The organism is uncultured Nitrospira sp. (assembly GCA_902500695.1).
Classification (GTDB): Bacteria; Nitrospirota; Nitrospiria; order Nitrospirales; family UBA8639; genus Nitrospira_E.
On the sequence record CABVRQ010000016.1, the window covers coordinates 42,275 to 60,169 of the forward strand.

The following is a 17,895-nucleotide window of genomic DNA, read 5'->3' on the forward strand; positions in this document are numbered from 1 at the left end:
TCCCGGTCCTCACCAACCTGGGGGGCGATACGCTGGCCTACACCGAAGGGGACGGGGCGCAAGTCCTTGACCAGAGCGGCAATGCGGCCGTGAGTGATGTGGACAGCAGTGACTTTGACACGGGCACCTTGACGGTGGCGTTTACGGCGGGCAGTGACAGTGCGGAGGATGTGCTGGCCATTCGCGACCAAGGGGCGGGCCCGACGAACATCACGGTGGCGGGCAGTGCGGTCAGTTACGGCGGCACGCAAATCGGCACCTTTGTCGGGGGCAGCAGTGGCGCGGCCCTGGTCATCACGCTGGAGGCCAACGCCGATGCCGCGGCGGTCAGCGCCCTGGTGCAGAACATCACCTATACGAACACCGACACGGCCAACCCGACGCTGGGCAGCCGCACGGTGCGCTATGTGCTGACCGATGGGGACGGGGGCACGAGTGCCAACTACGACACGACGGTCACCTTCAGTGCTGTCAATGATGTGCCCGTGAACACGGTGCCGGCGACGGCCACGGTGGCGGAAGACACGGCCCTGGCGATGACGGGGGCCCACCTCATCAGTGTGACGGATGTGGACGGCAACCTGGCCTCGACACAGCTGACGGTGACGCAAGGGACGGTGACGGTGACGCTCTCGGGTGGGGCGACGATCAGTGCGGGGACCAACGGCACGAGCACGCTGACGCTCAGTGGGACGGAGACGGACATCAATGCGTCCCTCGCCAGCTTAGTCTATCAAGGCAATCTGAACTACACCGGGGCGGACACGCTGACGACGGTTTCCACCGACAGTGCGGGCACGCCTTTAAGCGACACCGATGTCACAGCCCTCACCGTGACCAGTGTCAATGACGCGCCGGTCATCACCAGTAATGGCGGCGGCCCGACGGCTGCTGTGAATGCCGCCGAGAATCAAACGAGTGTGACCACCGTGACAGCCACCGATGCGGATGTGCCGGCGAATACTCTCACCTATAGCATCATCGGCGGCGCAGATGTGGCCCTGTTCAGCCTGAATCCGAGCAGCGGGGTGTTGACGTTCACAGTTGGCCCCGACTTTGATGCGCCGGCCGATGCGGGAGCCGACAATGTCTATGACGTGCTGGTGCAGGTGAGCGATGGCAATGGCGGGGTGGATACGCAAGCCCTTGCGGTGACCGTGACGGATGGCAACGATGCGCCGGTGATCACCAGTGACGGGGCGGGACCGACGGCAGCAGTCAATGCGGCGGAAAACCAGACGGCGGTGACGACGGTGACGGCGACGGATATCGATGTGCCGGTGGACACGTTGACCTATAGTATCAGCGGAGGGGCGGATGCCGGGCTGTTCAGGCTGGATCCGACCAGCGGGGTGTTGACGTTTATGGTGGCTCCCGATTTTGAGACGCCCGCCGACGCGGACGGGGATAATTTCTATGATGTGCAGGTGCAGGTGAGCGATGGTAATGGTGGGGTGGATATCCAACTGATTCGTATCACCGTTACAAATGTCCAGGAAGGGCAAGCTCAATTGCCCCCGCCGGTACCAAGGCCGACGCCTTCGCCTGGCCCAAGTCCTCGTCCCACTCCAGAGCCGCCGGCCGAGACGAGTCCTTCCCCCACGGGGATACCCCAAGTCGAGTTTCCTGGGTTCTTTGGTGGTCAATCCACGACGGGACGGGATCTTTCCCGTAGTCCCCATTCTCAGTCGGTTCCGGACTGGAACCGGGTCTTGGAGGTCGCCCCATTCCTGCGTCCCGCTGCTTTTGGGACCACCTCAGACCAAATTCGTGCTTATGCTCCGACTCCTGTGCTGCTCTCACATATCGAGCTTGGCCATGAATTTCTTCAGCAGTTGAACTCGTTTTCCGATGCTTTAGAAGAGACCACGCTGCAAACCATCGAAGAACGGTCGTTTTTCACCAAAATGATGGAATACACCGGACTCGGTTTCTCGGGAGTCCTGGTGGCGTGGCTGGTGAGAGGTGGGACGCTGTTGGCGAGCATGTTGGCTACGCTCCCGGCCTGGCGCAGTTTTGACCCTATTGCGATATTGGATATGGATCAAAAGTGTCGGGAAAGTATGATGAAAAAAATGAAGGAAGCCGAAGCAAAGGAGATGCGGGAGCATCAAGGATTAGGCCAGATGTTGGCCCAGAAGACTGTCAAATCTTCTCCACCCTCCTCGACTTCCCCCCCAGGATTCTTATGAAACGACTAACACCCATCTTTTGGATGAGTCTTGGTCTGGCATCCCTTACCCTGAGTATCCTTTTAATCAGTGACTTGATGATCGGTCTCATTCCGGACCAAGCTGCGCAAATTTTTACCTATCGGCAAAAGTATAGCGAAGCGATGGCCGTTCAGTATTCCCTCCTGGCGCAGAGGAAGGACGACCAAGCCATCCAGCAGGCCTTGGATCTGTTGGTAGAACGGAATGCGGATATCCAATCCGTGGCCTTGGTCTTGGAAAGTGGTGAAATTATGGCTCAGGCCGGGCCACATGGTGCTCTCTGGAACCAACCATCCGGAGAGCACTCTACGCCCGATCATATTCAGGTTCCTATTTTTAATGGGGACCTGCATTGGGGAACGTTACAACTCCGGTTTCCTTCGCTGGATACTGGCTCTTGGGCCAATGTCCTGGATAATGACTGGGTGCGGTTTCTTGCCCTGGTCATGGTCTACGGATTTCTGGGTTATTTTCTGTATATGAAGCGAACATTGCGGCAACTCGATCCGAGTTCAGTGGTGCCCATGCGGGTGCAAGCCGCGTTCGATGTGTTGGCAGAGGGTGTGGTGTTTCTGGATGGCGATGATCGTATTGTGTTGGCCAATCGCGCCTTTGGTCTCATTGTCGATGTTGAGCCTTCCGACCTGATCGGGAATACGCTGGATCGTTTCGAATGGACATCTCCTGACCCGGCCAACCCGCTCATCACCTACCCATGGAAGACGGCACGACAGGACAAAAGCTTGAATTTGGATGTGCCCCTGGTTTGGGAGAGGATGGGGCAAACCGTGAAAAAATTTCGGGTCAATTGCACACCCATTTTCGGTGAACGCAAACAGGTCCGAGGCATTTTGGTCTCTTTCAATGATGTGACGGAATTGGAAGGCACGATTCAGGAGTTAGAGTTGTCAAAAACCGAACTGGAAAAACTGGCGCACCGAGATCCCTTGACGGGTTGTTGCAACCGGCGAGCGTTATTCGAGGCGTTTGAAGATCAGTGGGAGAAGACTCGCCACGATGGGACGGATATGGTCTGTATTATGGCCGACATTGATCATTTTAAGTCGTATAACGATCGGTTCGGCCATGCAGTGGGAGATCAGGTGATTCAGGTGGTTGCCCAAGTATTATCAACCGCCTTGCGTCCTTTGGACATCATCGGCCGTTATGGGGGAGAGGAATTTTGCATTCTCCTCCCGGGGCAGACTAGTGCGGAGGGCATGTTAGTGGCCGAACGGTTACGGGAAAATATCGAACGTCTGGCCAGTCAGGCTATTCGAACGACGTCCGGCAAGAGCATTACGATGAGTTTCGGGGTGTCTGCCGCCTCATTGGGAGCTTCTAACCATATGGAATTGGTGGCCCAAGCTGACCACGCCTTATATGCGGCCAAGGAAGGAGGGCGGAATCGGGTGGAACAGTGGACGGTGGATGAATCGGTCGCTGGATCAGCTCGACCTGAGGAGCTAATGAGTCATTCCGTGTCCTAGCGAAAGCGAGGGAGAGGAAGTCGCCTCTCAAACGGGACAGGAAGTCTAGTGGCAAAATATGATGAGCGAATAGGGAACAACTGACGTTACGCGACTCTATGGCGTTTTATTTAAAAGGGTTTGAGGCGATCAGGCAGGATGGAAAATTAGTGAACCCTCGGATGTTACTCCACTCGTCAGTGCTGGTGAGGGAAATTGGGGAGTTTTGAGCAATGACGCTTCGATGACTTAGGGCTGTTGTTTCGATGTCTAGTCTTTTTCCTCTTGAGTGTATGTGGCAGAAGGCCCTTTCCTTGTTCAGGTCGTCGGTTTCATCGCCTGATGCAACACATCGGTAATCCATAATTTAAAGAATCGTTGGGCGGCTTGGTGATATTCTGTGAGTTTGCCTGCGATCTCTGTCATGGCAAATTGTCCATTCACAAAGAAATCATGATCGATCAAATAGCCCATTTCCTGAGTTGGTTGCGCAATCGGAACGAGCCCATGTCGTACGCATACCAGGTCATCTCCGCCATTCAGGCCCATTACCACTTCGCTGCGTGTGGCCTTCATGTCTCCGGCCACGCCGGACCAGACGAGGTCTCCTGTCCATTTGTTGTGTAAGAGTTGATCCCAGCCTTTGTCAGTCAGGCCAAGCGCGGACCGTCGTATGATATTTCTGAAACGTAACCCGATACGGGACAGATAGGGTGGGGGGTATTCGATCGCTACCGCGTCCGTCGCCAGCTTGATATATGCCTGAAAGGCATCCCATTCCCCATATTGTCTGTCAACTACAGCAAGAGATCCCCGGTTTAAAACCAGTTGCCACCGCTGATCGATACTGAGGAAATTATAGGAAGCTTGATCGTGTGTCAGGGAGAAATTTTGAAAGAGGTGTTTGACCCTTCCTTGAAACGTGACCGGCGGAGCCGAGGATATTTGTAAATTTTGCGGGAAGGCTATTTGGAAGGTGACATCGATCAGGGGAGTTTTTTGGTACATGATGGACGAATGCGTGTTTGTGGGCATTGGACATGGCCTTTTGGGTTGAGGGGGCATCCCCGTGTTCTGGTTTTTTTGCCATGTTGTCACACTGGGCTCTCTTTCTATTATTGAGCGGCTACGGGGTGTTGGGCTTCTTTCATGAGGTCTAACATGCCGGAGAGCTGTTTACCCGCTTCTACCATGCATTCTTTGAGCCCTTCCTCATCCAAACCTGTTAATTTCCACGATTCGGGAGCTACAAGATGTTGCCAATGGGTATGCCCATTGGGTGCTTGGAACCCTTCCGTGAGTGCGCTGGCCATATTGAGGATGGCCGCTTCAAATCCGTGATCGTTGGTGCCGGATGGATTGTTCTGATACCGAATGGCGATCCCGAAATTTTTGGGCAGGTGCCATTCCTCAATGAGTGTCTGGCCCACTTCGGTGAAATCGAACCCCAATATCTGTTGTTCCAAGATATGGACGGGAGTTCCATCTTTGGCGGACTCCCGTAACACCTGTTCCGATGGTTCTGGGAGTTGCTCATAAAGGAGGAGATGTCCGATATCTCTCAACAGGCCCTCCACAAACATCCGTTCACTATCCACCAGAAAACATTTCCTTGCCAATTCCCGTGCGACCAGTCCACTAAAGAAGCTATTAGACCAATACACGCTCATACTCATCACGTGTTGGTTGAGACCTGAGAAGGTTTTGGTGACCGAGATGGCGAGCGTCAAATCATGGAGGGGTTGCATGCCGAGGATTCCGACAGCTCGGGAAATGGTCTCGACTTTTCGAGGCATCGCGTAAAATGCGCTATTGACTAACTTGAGGACGGCGACCGTCATGCCAGGATCAATGCTGATGGCTCTGGACAGATCGGCCATGGTGGATTCTGGGTTATCGATGACTTTTTTGACCTGGAGATAAACTTCCGGCAGCGTAAAGAGTTTCGTGCAATTTTTTACGAGTTCTTCAGCTGTCAGCATGTTGATCCCTTTGGGTCCAGCTCTGGTCTGCAATGGCCAAAATTATGCCTCTTTCTTGTAGTTCTCGGACATTTTCCTGGGTTACTTAAAATGAATTCTAATCAGTTCCGGTTCTGCAGTCGGGTCATGCAGTTGGTTGGGGTCGGTTTCCAAATGAGTTGTACGTACAGAACGCAGGAAGGAACATGTTCCTATCTTGTTAGGTCAGGCCTCGTTCGTGCTGGTGACGGAACAAGGATTATGGGCAAAAGGATTAGGAACGATCGGGGGGATAAGAGGCGGAGGGTTGGGTCGTTGCTGAAATTTTTTTATGGATGCGGTTTCTCCCCCATGTGATGATGGCAAATGAGAGGCCCAGGGCGATGGGCACAAAGATCCCAGAGGCTAATTCATACTTGTCCAGCCAACCAAGTTGGTGGAGGGCTTTAAAGAGATAGTTGGCCAGCCCACTCACATAATAGGCAATCACGATCACGGAGAGGCCCTCGACGGTATGTTGCAAGACGACTTGGCTTTTTGTGGTCTTATCCAAGCTGGCCAGGAGTTTCACGTTTTGATCTTGTTGCGCCAAATTTTGCTCTTGTAAGAGGAGTTCAACCTTGGTGCGCAGGACCGCAATGGTGCCCTCAAAGTCCTGCTCTAAGGCCTGAATGCGGGTCAGTAATTGCTGATATCCATCGGATACCCCTGTAATTTTCCATTGAAAATAATCGATAAGCGTTCGACCGTAGGGCAGGGACTGTTCCTGGAGTGCCAGGGTATTACTGTGCACAATCCGATCGTAGGGGACCGAAGCCGAAAGGCGATAACGCAGGGAAGCGGTCAGTCGCCCCACTTCAAGAAAGTCATGGGTTAAGCCTTCCAGCCATTGTTGAAGCGTGCTATGTGTGGCTCGGTTCAGTTCTTTGGTGATAAGGGTCCGTTGATAGAGATGACGCTGTTCGAAGATTTGAACCTGATCGACTGACCGGGAAAAGGCTGGATAGGGTAGTAAAATCAGATGAGTGTAATTTTCAAGTGTGGTCAGAATCGAAATGAGTCTGGCTAGTTTTTGACGTAGCAAAACAGGATCAGGAGCCCAAATGAGATATCGTTCTCGATCATGTTCGTCGGGAGTAAAGCTGGTGGCCACGGAAATGTCCTCCCCGAGAACCTTGCTGGCATACATTTGTGGACCGGGGAGAAGGGTTCTCAATTCCTCCTGGTCGTAGGCACGCGCAGGGATGACCAATAGATCCAACGCGTTGACTTGTATGCCTAAAGGAGAAAAGGGAAACACATATTTGGGAAATCCCAATGGTCCGAATCCTAATGGTTGGGTCGCGTCAGAGGGGATATGCCAAATCTGGTAGCTGTAATATTCAGTGTGGGCTTCCCAAATAGCAATAAGTTTGTCCCCATTCGTGTTTTTCTTGACTCCGAAGCCAACCTTGTCTTCCATGACGGCGTGGGCGGGATCAATCTCCAAGCAGGCCAGAAGCTGTTTGAATTCTTTTCGACTTTGCGGGCGTTCAACTGCCGGATTCGCCATGCGATAGGCTGTGTGATGCACATGAGCGGGAACATCCAACCAGCCTTCCAAATATTTTTCTTGCGCCTTATGCATTTGGCGAAGAATGCCTTTTCCTGGAGATCCGGGTTTTAATTTCATGGGTGCGCGAAGATTTGTGATTGGAATCGTGACTGGAAGGATTGGCTACTCATTTGAACAGAGTTCTACCCTACCTGATAGGTCTCAGGCAAGAGGAGTATAGGAACAAAGTCTGCTGAGTGTTTGAAGGAGTTTGTATGGCGTACAAAGAGTGCAGAGTCCAGGAATGGATGGTGGTCATGCTGAGGCGAGTTGAGCCTGAATCCAGTCACATATTCGATTTTCGGCCCAAAAATGGTCCTCATGCTTATGGTGCCGTTGAAAAAACCCGCAATGCCCCCCATGAGCAGGTGCCTCAAGCTGGATGAAGGGATTAGAGTGGAGAGCAGGGTCGGCAAACATGGGGTAGGGGATAAACGGGTCGTCCTGAGCTGTGATCACGAGGGTCGGAATGGTGATTGAACGCAGCATATTTCGAGCGGCACTTTGTTCGTAATAGTCCGTGGCATCTCGATACCCTCCGTCTGGAGCGGTATAGATCTCATCAAATTCCCACATAGTCCGTATATGAGAGAGGTGTGAGAGATCCCACCGACCTGGGAATAGGCGGGCTTTTTTTCGTAATTTTTCTGATAAGCTTTTCAGGAAATAGCGATGATAGAGCCAATTGGAAGGACGTTGCAGTGCACGTACGCAGGCTGCGGGCTGGATGTTGGGGCAAACGGCTGCGACTCCACGGAGGGAGGGGAGGGTGGTTCCTTGCTCGCCGGCTAATTTGAGTGTGAGATTGCCTCCCATGGAATACCCGATAAGCCACACCGCAGTGCAGCCATCCTCCTCGGTAATTTCCTGAATAATCCTGCCGTAATCCTGGCTCAGCCCATTGTGATAGAGGGTGGGAGTGAGATGTTCAGATCCGCCACAATTTCGTTGATTGATCCGAATGCTATTCCATCCTGCATCCCAACATTTCCTGGCCAGACCCCTCATGTAGTGTGATTCGGTACATCCTTCGAGGCCATGAACTATCAGGATGGTGGGATGTTGTGAAGGGGAGGGTTGCCAATGACATTTTGTCAGAAGGCCCACCTGGGGGGAAATCTTAAAAATACGTTCTTGTGTGGGCATTTCTGATGGAAAACGTCTGCGGGGCCACCAGCGCGGGAGAAGGGTCATGCTGTGAGGGCCATCTAACCATGGGTGTGGAATAAATGTTTTGGAGGGCCACAAGCAATGATTTATCATGGGTGGGGATTGGGTACGGTGAGGGCTTTTCCGCTGTCTCTCATGATTGGGATACCAAAACTCCGGTGTGTGGGACAAGTCTGGATAAAGGATTGGTTCATGAGAGACTGCTCAATCAGGTTGGTGTAGCCACATTGAACGGGGAGTACCTAATTTGACAGGGCAGGGGAACTTTCGGTAGACCACCTCAGGTTTTTATGGGTTGTTGGCTCATCTTGTTTGGCTGTACGCTGTCAATTTTTACCGTAGGATCGTGGAAGTGTCTATGAAAAAACCAAATTCCTCACAAACTTCAGGAAGTCGGGAAACGTTTCTCATTTTTATTGTGGTGGCCTGCGGGATTATGGCGACCCTTTCAGTGAATCTATTCAATCATTCGGCATCGGACCCTAGCGAAGCGAACATTGTGGATTCCACCCGTTCGGACCAACCACGGTCTGTTCCAGAGAAAGTCCCGTCCGTGGAACTCACCGATGTGCCACTGTCTACAGGTACGGAGCCGCTGGCAAAGTTGTTTGTGCAATCCGGCTGTGCGGTGTGTCATACCATTCCAGGTATTGCCCCCGCTCTGGGGCGTGAGGGCCCTCGGTTAGTCTTAGGGACGAATGGACCGCTTCGATTGGCAGACCCTCAATATCAAGGGACGGCGACAACCGTTCGTGAATATATCCAGGAATCGATTTTGAATCCAGGCGCGTATGTGGTGCCGGGATTCTCCGATCGGGTGATGCCCCGGTGGTATGGGACACGGCTCAATGCATTGGCGTTGGATCGTATTGCAGAGTATTTAGAAAATGTGAAGGAGTAAAAAATTCCCGGTCAACTTCAAGCGACGTGAATGCGTCAGTTTGTCTATTTTAGTCCTACTCTTTCCCAACCCCTTGGAAAACGTCAGTTGCCACGCTGATGGTCATCCAACCCTACGCATGACTGACATCGCAAAGGGTTTGGTTAGGGCATTAGAGTTTGAACCGAAAGCCGGATACCATGCCTATGTTGAAATTGTCGGTACATATTCGATTCGGTCTATCAATATCCTGAAAGGTGAAGATGAGCGGCCTTGCCAGAGACACAGTCCGATTGGTTTTGAAGGCCGCAGTTGCGTCGAAGGGGAAGGTAAGGCTGACGTTGTCATTGGCTTTGTCCCGACTGACTTGGTCCAGCTTCGCATAGACAAACACTAATCCGCCAAAAGCATTGATGGTGACGGAAACCACCGGAATGTGATGGCAACCGATTTAAGCGAAGGTGCCCTGAGTGAAGTCTCCGGCAGAGGAAATCAAGAGTTGTAGGTCAACAGAGAATGATGAGCCCGGAAAATAGCTTTCCTGGAAATTGAGCGTGAAGACGGTATCATCGGCGCCATCCGCCAAGAAGCCGATATCCGTTCCAATCTTTGACTGGTTTTCTGCCCGTGCGGAAGTGATGCCCATTGAGAGAGCAAAAAGGAGAGCTAACAGGGCCACGATAGTTTTTATCCACTTATCGACCATCATGTCTTTTTTCTCCTCTTGGTTGAACACGTGGGATAAGCAGTGGGACTCACCCCTCTTATTTGGGAATTATCCCTTGATCATCCGGGTTGGCGATGTCGTCTTAGCTCAAGCTCGTTTTCACAACAAAATCTACCCCCTTTTCCCTGAATTCTGATGGTATGACATGGACCACCTGAATGCACAAGAAAAAGAGGAAGATAAGATCGTTTTAACCTTCTCCTACCGGCCGTTGTCAGTACGAACTGGAAACGGCGGGAGGGTCTCTGGCACTATCAGAGACGTGAGTTAAGAAAACCCTCTTTAATGTTTCGCGGTATCCTCTGCCATATGTTCCGTACTTTCCATTGCCTCGTTGGCGGCCTCTCCCGTTTTCTCGGCAGCGTTGTCCATGGCTTCCCCTGTGGTTTCCATGGCGCTCTTGACGGATTCGGTTGTTTTTTCGGCCGCATGATCAAGAGTCTTTCCAGCCTTTTCGGCAGGGCCCTCTGTTTCCCCGCACCCTGATAAAGAAGCCATCAGTCCGAAAGCACAAACGAGACTCAGCCCTAAAAAGGGTAATCGATTCATAGCAGAAACCTCCTGTTAAAATGGGGAAACACGTGCTGTCCATCCTTTTGGTCTCTCGTTCCAGAGGGGTCGTAGGGTCTGAAGAAGGGTGTTGAATCGGATACGAGGACCATTCATGCGTGAATGAACTTAATCTATTGTACTATAATTTGAAGAAAGATCAATGAGCAGTAGGTAATTTGTTTTACGTGAATGTCCTGCATGACCGAGGACATGATTAAAACAGAGAAATTCAGGGATTGGGCAAGTTCAAGCGATCGGGCGTTTTGGATGAGGTCTTCCTGATGAATGGTTGCATGGTTGTCTGTCGGTATGACGTGATATGACTGTGTTCATGGGAATGTCGTGCCTTTCGTGCTTTTTTGTCTTAACTTTTGTGAATACCTGTCGATAAGACTAGTAGGTCTTATTGGGGTAGTAAGCAGAAACCAACAATTTTTTTCGGTTGAGGTTGTTATGGCAAAACCAGTTGGAAAACTTCGAAAAATAAATTTAAGTGAAGTGTGGGGAAATGAGGCCGACGGGTTTGCCTCGTGGCTTCAGCAAGAGGAAATTTTAGATATATTAGGGGAGACGATCGAGCGAGCCCTCAAGCCGGCTGGAAGTGACATTCCTCTTAGTATTTTGGCCGGAGGCGTCCTTGCCAAAGATGCCAAGACTGGGAGTTATGTGATTGTGTTGGGTCATTTGGAGGGCATTGATCCCGACGCTCTGGGTAAACTAATTATGTATGCTGCGGGCCTTGATGCAAAGACGGTGGTGTGTGTGGCCCAGGCTATTTCTGCGGAAATTCGCCAAACCTTGGATTGGCTGAATGGGGTTTCCCGTGATGAAGTGAAATTCTATGGGGCTGAACTCGAATTATGGCGGATTGATGATTCCGTCCCTGCTCCCAATTTTCATCTTGTTTGCCAGCCGAACCTGTGGGCCAGACAATTGAAAAATGGCCAAGACGAAGGTGGGGAATCGAGAGCTGCAAAGGGGTCTGAGTTCTCTGAACTGAACGCGAATCATGAAGAAGTTTCGAAAGGGACAAAAGAGAAAGGCGCAGCTCCACAAGGAAAGCCGGCCCCCGTAGGGAAAGATGGGGTCTCCGTGCGTCAGAATTTTGTATATACGAAAACCTTCTCCTAAGGAAGGTGGCGGTCTATCCGCTAGACTAGGGTTACCCTCATCTCCCGCTTCCCCCAAACGGATATAACAAGGAATGGGTCTGGAAAGCGTTAAGACGCTCGTCCTTCCTTGTCCCTTCCTCCATGCCCCAATGCAGGGTTTTAATTTGTAATTCACTGTATTAAGTCTCTCCAATCCTTTTTCATTGGCTTGCCATCTGTCCCTGAAGCCGGGTTTTTCTCTGCGCAATAAACTGAGTAATCCTCATCCTTCCGGGAGATCCAGGGCAGGGGGTATCTGCTGAATCGGATTGTCTTTCTTCTCTTCACCAGCCTTGCGAATTTTTCCCGAGAGTTTCGACTCTTCTGTCTTCTCTGCCTTGTTTTAGTGACCAATGGGATCGAATATTGTCTCACCCGTGTTGAGAGTTGGCGTGGCTCATGGTAGCGTGGGGGAACGGTTCTCTGAACGTATGGAAAACAACACACAGGTTGCATGAGAGATATTGGGAGAGGCCTGCATCGTCCTTTCCAAAGATTCTATGTGCCGATAAACGAGAACCAAAGAAACCGAGTCTTGTTTTTGAAGATGCGATTATCTTGAAATTCTGGCATTAATTTTTCGGAAAGCTTATTAACTATGTCGTCACTAGACCAACATTCTTCCATCGACTTTATCAGAGCAAAGGTTTCCGCAGATTTGGAAAGCCAGGCCATTGGCAAACAGGTGCATACCCGTTTTCCTCCAGAGCCCAATGGACATTTACATATTGGCCATGCGAAATCCATTTGTTTGAATTTTGGCATTGCCCAGGAATTCGGTGGTCTGTGTAATCTTCGTTTCGATGATACGAATCCGACCAAGGAGAACATGGAATATGTCTCCTCAATTCAAGAAGATGTCCAGTGGTTGGGCTTTGATTGGGACGATCGCCTCTTTTTTGCCTCAGACTATTTTGAGCAATTGTATCAATTTGCCGTGCGACTGATTCAAACCGGGCATGCCTATGTTGATAGTTTAACGGCCGAGGAGATCCGGTTTTTTCGCGGGACCCTGACGGAACCGGGGAAGGATAGCCCGCACCGGAACCGCACCATGGAAGAAAATTTGGCCTTATTTACTCGAATGCGGGACGGAGAATTTGAGGATGGGGTTCATGTGTTGCGGGCAAAAATTGATATGACCTCTCCTAATATTAATTTGCGAGATCCTTCCTTATATCGTATCCGACATGCCTCTCACTATCGGACAGGTGATGACTGGTGCATCTATCCGACCTACGACTTTGCACATCCACTTTCCGATTCCTTGGAGGGCATTACTCATTCGTTATGTACGCTGGAGTTTGAGGATCACCGGCCCTTATATGATTGGCTGCTTAGGGTGTGTGATGTTTCGTGCTATCCCCAGCAAATTGAATTCGCCCGTTTGAATCTCGGGCATACCGTGATGAGTAAACGGAAGCTTCACCAGTTGGTGGAAGAGAAGCATGTGAGCGGGTGGGGAGATCCCCGGTTGCCCACGCTGAAAGGGCTCCGACGTCGGGGCTACACGCCTCAGGCAATTCGTAATTTTTGTGAGCGGGTGGGGGTGGCGAAACGTGACAGTGTGATTGAAATGGCCTTGTTGGAGCATGCTATTCGAGAAGATTTAAACCGGTCGGCGCCACGGGTGATGGCGGTGTTGCATCCTCTGAAAGTCGTTATTGAAAATTATCCGGTTGGGGAGATTGAGGACTTAGAGGCCACCAATAATCCTGAGGATCCCAGCCAAGGCAAACGGAAAATTGCTTTTTCTCGTGAGCTGTACATTGAACAAGACGATTTCCGGGAAGATCCACCTGCAAAGTTTTTTCGCCTATCTCCAGGACAGGAAGTACGCCTTCGCTACGCGTATATTATTCGCTGTGTCGGTGTTGAGAAAGATCCCGAAACCGGGGAAGTGACGGCTCTACGATGTACCTTCGATCCTGAAACGAAAAGTGGCGGGAGTCAATCGAGTCGAAAGGTAAAAGGGACTCTTCACTGGGTCTCGGCCCAGCATGCCCTTCCTGCCGAAGTGCGATTGTATGAGGCCTTGTTGACTCACCCGAACCCCGGTTCGGGAAGTGAACCTCAGGACCTTCACCATCTGCTCAATCCACATTCATTGACCGTACTGTCTGATTGTCAGGTCGAACCCGGTCTCAGAAGAGCGCCATTTGGTAGCCGGTTTCAGTTTGAACGGCAGGGATATTTTTGCCTGGACCCAGATTCTACTCAAGATCGTTTAGTATTTAACCGGACGGTGTCTCTTCGAGATACATGGGCAAAAATTGATAAGAAGTGAGAATCCTTTCTCCAGGTATTCAGTCCCGATGCATCGAGGGTTTAATCATAGCCAACAATTTGGCCTCTTCGTCAGGTGTTGAAAACCGCCATGCTCCGACCGGGAGATCTAAGGTCAATGGGCCGATCTGCACACGTTTGAGATCGAGAACTTTGAGTGGCGTGTTAAATTTTGGATCTTTCAGGGCATGAAAGATGCGACGGAGATGCCGATTTTTCCCCTCGCGTAAGACGACCTCTAACTGTGTTTTTGGTCCGACTTCTCTTTTTTTTGTAATCCTGTGTACTTTTAATGTTCCGATGGATGTGGAAACTCCCTGCAACACACGGCCTAGGTCATCGTCTGAAATTCTTCCTCGAATCTCAACTTCATAGATTTTTTCGCATCCGCCCGGCTCAGTGAGCCGGTCAACCATTATTCCATTTTGAGTGAAGAGCAGGAGGCCACGGGAGTCTTTGTCCAGTCGGCCGATTGGTACCCATCCTTCCTGCAAAAGGAAAGGCGGGAGGGCATGATAGACCGTTTTTCTCTCCCTCTCATCCTTTCGAGTGACCAGATACCCTTTGGGCTTATGGAATAGGATGACGCTGGTTCGTGCTAGATGAGAAGGCCTTGCTCTTGCGACCGACCTCTTAAAGTCAGACATGGTTGATTTTTTGTTTGAATCGACAGTTACGAAGAAATTCGAGATCTTTGGTGGTTCTTGTCATAGGGTGCTCACATGTTCTGCCTACTTCTGTTCTAACATATTGATTTTTTGAAAGAATTGTTTTCGTGAATCGTTTTTGATTTTCTGATTTGATCCAGTCTGCACAGATGAGGTGTGTGCCAATTGACTGGGATCCATTTTTAATAAACTTTATCTAGATTTTGTTGTTTTATTTGAAAAATAGATGAAAATTGAGGAATGGAAAGTCTTGCCCATTGTTTTGTAGAATTTTTGGAGTTATTTTCTTTAAAGAAGGGTATGTTTTTTTAGGCATCCAGTAAAGACCTGTAAAAACTCTGCCGATACAGAGAGTATTGGCAGGAATGAAGAACCGCTATCCTGGGGGTCTTCGCATGTTAGGGAAAATTTGTTTTGTCTTGGCCATGGTTGCTTTAGCTTGTTGCGTGACGGTGCTCTCCTGGTTTGGATGGGTCCATGGAGTGTCTTGGTCAAGGCGCAAAACCTGTTCTCCTCATCATGAGTGACAATCCCTCAGCTCGTCTCCGACACCTGCCTCTTTTGTTCGTGCCGTAGTTTGAGAATCGACACAATTCTTTTTTAACCGGGTTATCAGTATTCCTGAGTGCCTGCGGGTTTGGGGTTGGTTGCTGGAAGGTCGCGTAAGCCGGGACTGACTGTCCTAGGCTGTCTTCGTACCGGCAAGTACGTACCTAATATCCGGCGATCTACCATTGAATACTCCCGAACAGGAGGTCCTGCGACATGTCTAACCGTAAACGAATGCCAAAGGAAATACATGGGCATCCCCAAGTGGTAGGGATTGCTCCCAACTGGAAGGTTGAGGATACCTATCCCTCCTCTCAGAGTTTAAATGACACCTTTTGGCGGTGGGAATTTCTCCGTCGGCGTTCAGATTACCGGAAGGATTGGGAGCAACATTACTTGCAAACATATGATTTTGATTTGTCCTGTGCCAAAGATCCTCAGTATCCCACCCGATATCGAAAAAAAGTTTTTACGCCTGATCATCCGGCATTTAAAGCCCGAATGCCGAATTCATTAGAGAAATATCATCTCAGTGGGCTTCCCAATCCCTCTATTGCGAAACCCTGGATGTTGTCATTTGATTCGAATTACGGTCGGATCTATTTCGGACAGGGACCGGATTGGCTGGGTGGAGGTGAAGAGGTCAGCTTGTGTTTGTCGGAATGGCGAATGGCGGCTGTGTTTGATCTGAAAAAGCCCTTGTTGGCTCAGATCGAAAAAGTTAAGGCAGATCTTATGGAATGGCAAAAACATCAGGTGGGTCGAAGTCTCGAACGGCGAAAATGTCGTGATGAATGGCCAATGTATCTACGTGTGTTGGATGCGGTGGATCTGGGGGTGCCATTTCAGGAAATCGGACGAACCCTATTCGACCTTCACGATGATGAAATATGCGAAGCACGAGCCAATCAATTGTATAAACGTGCCTGTCAAATCAGTGTGCATTTTCCTGTGTAAGGGGTTCAGGGTCAAGGGAGCCTGTCAGAGTATGGTTATGGTCATTGAATCAGGTGCGGAGTGGTGGAAATCTGAAAATTTCAGAATGTACATGGGGGAAGGAACCGTACAATGAGCAAATTAATTGAGGCCTTAAATCGATTACAGTCTGTGAGAACAGAAGAATGTCTCCCTTCCTCCCCTTCTTTGCTCAAGGACTCACGTTCGGACGAGTCGGAATGTGTGCAACAACATCGGCCAGAGTCGAAGCCCTTGCCAAAGAAAAATATTCACTCCGAGGAGGGTCCACAATTTAATTTGGCTCTCCGTGAATGGCTCGGCATCCTTCACCGTGAATATCTTGGGAGTTTCGTCCGTGAGGGAGGAGGAGCGGTCAAATTTGCTGTGTTTCCGAGTGAAGACGTATTGCAAGTCTGCCAACAGGAATTAGAGGGACTGGCCAAACGTGAAGGATATGTGTTGGCAAAAGTCGACGCGCGATTCACAAAAGCCCACATGGTCGAGCGACTGTTTCAGAAAATTGCGAAACAAATAGATTGGGATGAGCTCGCCTATCGGTTTGTCCAACGGCTACTCGAGGAGCATGGGCATCAAATTCCTTCAGACCGACAAGAATTCTCGTTGCGGCAGGTTGCGATGTTAAATGAACGGAAGGAGCCTATGCTCCGACGGGATATTCAAACGTGGATGGAAAAATCGATTGAAGGCGATTCCGGCCTGTGCCGAGAATTTCGCATGGCGATGATTCGGCTGTGCATGGCTCAGTTGGATGCTGGCGATTCCGATCGTGTCTTGGCCGCAGCGGTGAAAGAGTGGTTGTGTGGAGACCTTCGGCTGGTGACTGGAGTCAAAAAGGCTCTCATCTATCAAAAAATCTCGCGTCATAATGCACGGTATATGCTGTCTTCTTTAACACGCTGGCTTCGATTAACGGGACAGGGAGGCCTCCTTCTCTCACTCGATATCTCCCGGTATTTTATGAAAAAGGATGTATTGCCAACTGATGGCTCTCTATCATTTTCTCCATCAGCCACCATGGATTTATATGAATTGCTTCGTCAATTTATTGATTCCGCTGATGAGATGGAAGGCTTACTGATGGTCGTCTTGTCTCCACAAGATTTCCTGACCGATTCCCGTCGTGGCGTGGATCGGTACGAGGCGTTGAAGTTGCGAGTGTGGGATGACGTTCGTCCGAAACACCGCCAGAATCCATTGGCGTCTTTGGTTCGGATTCAAGATGAACATGAGGCGGTCTCTGAAGGAGAAACCGAATCTTCCACCGGGACGCCGGGGAGAATGGCACCAGATGGAGAAGCCCGGCGTGTCATTGAAGGTCTGCGGGCTGGGGTGCCGAACCGGCATGTGGTGACGACGCTCGGATGTCTTCAGCCTGAGGTGGAGGGACGTTTTCGGCGTTTATTAGAAGCCACACAGCAAAATATTACTACGGGTCCGTGCCCTCGTGGCATGGTGATCGAGGGCGAGTTTGGCAGTGGGAAGTCGCATATTCTGGAGTATCTCCAAAATCTGGCGTTGGATGCCAATTTCATCTGCAGCAGGATTGTGATCAGTAAGGAGACGCCTCTGTACCACCCTGTCCGGCTGTATTATTCCGCGATTGAAGCCGCTGTGATTCCTGATAAACGAGGGGAAGTGTTTTCGGAAATCGCGGGTCAATGTGATGTCTGGGCACCTCGCTATAAGAATCTTGTGAC

The 17,895-nt window shown here is 50.5% G+C and carries 14 protein-coding genes; 7 read left to right on the forward strand and 7 right to left on the reverse strand.

The window, feature by feature from the left end; genetic code table 11:
- Positions 1-338 precede the first annotated feature (338 nt).
- Positions 339-2,192 (forward strand): cadherin domain-containing protein, encoded by a 1,854-nt coding sequence (locus AAH187_RS06220; RefSeq protein WP_342347575.1) that lies wholly within the window; start codon positions 339-341, stop codon positions 2,190-2,192.
- On the forward strand, positions 2,189-3,703 hold the full coding sequence (locus AAH187_RS06225) for a diguanylate cyclase (RefSeq protein WP_342347576.1): 1,515 nt from the start codon (positions 2,189-2,191) through the stop codon (positions 3,701-3,703). The genes AAH187_RS06220 and AAH187_RS06225 overlap by 4 nt, the downstream gene beginning before the upstream one ends.
- A 297-nt stretch (positions 3,704-4,000) precedes the next feature.
- On the opposite strand, the gene AAH187_RS06230 is transcribed toward AAH187_RS06225, so the two are convergent.
- The 4 genes from AAH187_RS06230 to AAH187_RS06245 form a co-directional block, all read right to left on the reverse strand.
- On the reverse strand, positions 4,001-4,717 hold the full coding sequence (locus AAH187_RS06230; protein ID WP_342347577.1) for a TIGR04255 family protein: 717 nt from the start codon (positions 4,715-4,717) through the stop codon (positions 4,001-4,003).
- A gap of 80 nt (positions 4,718-4,797) precedes the next feature.
- The gene (locus tag AAH187_RS06235) at positions 4,798-5,664 is read right to left on the reverse strand and encodes an HDOD domain-containing protein (RefSeq protein ID WP_342347578.1); all 867 of its coding nucleotides are present in this window, start codon (positions 5,662-5,664) and stop codon (positions 4,798-4,800) included.
- 253 nt (positions 5,665-5,917) lie between these two features.
- Positions 5,918-7,315: a DUF3422 family protein gene (locus AAH187_RS06240; protein ID WP_342347579.1), complete on the reverse strand. Its 1,398-nt coding sequence runs from the start codon at positions 7,313-7,315 to the stop codon at positions 5,918-5,920.
- Positions 7,316-7,492: 177 nt separating this feature from the next.
- Positions 7,493-8,383 (reverse strand): alpha/beta fold hydrolase, encoded by an 891-nt coding sequence (locus AAH187_RS06245; protein ID WP_342347580.1) that lies wholly within the window; start codon positions 8,381-8,383, stop codon positions 7,493-7,495.
- Positions 8,384-8,765: 382 nt separating this feature from the next.
- On the opposite strand from AAH187_RS06245, the gene AAH187_RS06250 reads away from it, so the two are divergent.
- The gene (locus AAH187_RS06250; protein WP_342347581.1) at positions 8,766-9,308 is read left to right on the forward strand and encodes a hypothetical protein; all 543 of its coding nucleotides are present in this window, start codon (positions 8,766-8,768) and stop codon (positions 9,306-9,308) included.
- Between the two features lie 430 nt (positions 9,309-9,738).
- Here AAH187_RS06250 and AAH187_RS06255 read toward each other — a convergent pair whose 3' ends face one another.
- Together AAH187_RS06255 and AAH187_RS06260 are read right to left on the reverse strand one after the other, a co-directional pair.
- Positions 9,739-9,996: a hypothetical protein gene (locus AAH187_RS06255; RefSeq protein WP_342347582.1), complete on the reverse strand. Its 258-nt coding sequence runs from the start codon at positions 9,994-9,996 to the stop codon at positions 9,739-9,741.
- A 300-nt stretch (positions 9,997-10,296) separates the two neighbouring features.
- The gene (locus AAH187_RS06260; protein ID WP_342347583.1) at positions 10,297-10,563 is read right to left on the reverse strand and encodes a hypothetical protein; all 267 of its coding nucleotides are present in this window, start codon (positions 10,561-10,563) and stop codon (positions 10,297-10,299) included.
- A 456-nt stretch (positions 10,564-11,019) separates the two neighbouring features.
- On the opposite strand from AAH187_RS06260, the gene AAH187_RS06265 reads away from it, so the two are divergent.
- On the forward strand, positions 11,020-11,697 hold the full coding sequence (locus tag AAH187_RS06265; protein ID WP_342347584.1) for a hypothetical protein: 678 nt from the start codon (positions 11,020-11,022) through the stop codon (positions 11,695-11,697).
- A gap of 618 nt (positions 11,698-12,315) precedes the next feature.
- Complete coding sequence (locus AAH187_RS06270; protein ID WP_342347585.1) at positions 12,316-14,004, forward strand: glutamine--tRNA ligase/YqeY domain fusion protein; 1,689 nt, start codon at positions 12,316-12,318, stop codon at positions 14,002-14,004.
- Between the two features lie 19 nt (positions 14,005-14,023).
- Here AAH187_RS06270 and AAH187_RS06275 read toward each other — a convergent pair whose 3' ends face one another.
- A complete protein-coding gene (locus AAH187_RS06275) occupies positions 14,024-14,650 on the reverse strand; it encodes a pseudouridine synthase (protein WP_342347586.1) in 627 nt (208 codons plus the stop codon).
- A 786-nt stretch (positions 14,651-15,436) separates the two neighbouring features.
- Between AAH187_RS06275 and AAH187_RS06280 the strand changes: the two genes are divergently transcribed.
- Complete coding sequence (locus tag AAH187_RS06280) at positions 15,437-16,177, forward strand: hypothetical protein (protein WP_342347587.1); 741 nt, start codon at positions 15,437-15,439, stop codon at positions 16,175-16,177.
- A gap of 111 nt (positions 16,178-16,288) precedes the next feature.
- A partial coding sequence (locus tag AAH187_RS06285; RefSeq protein ID WP_342347588.1) for a BREX system ATP-binding domain-containing protein occupies positions 16,289-17,895 on the forward strand: 1,607 nt, incomplete at its 3' end.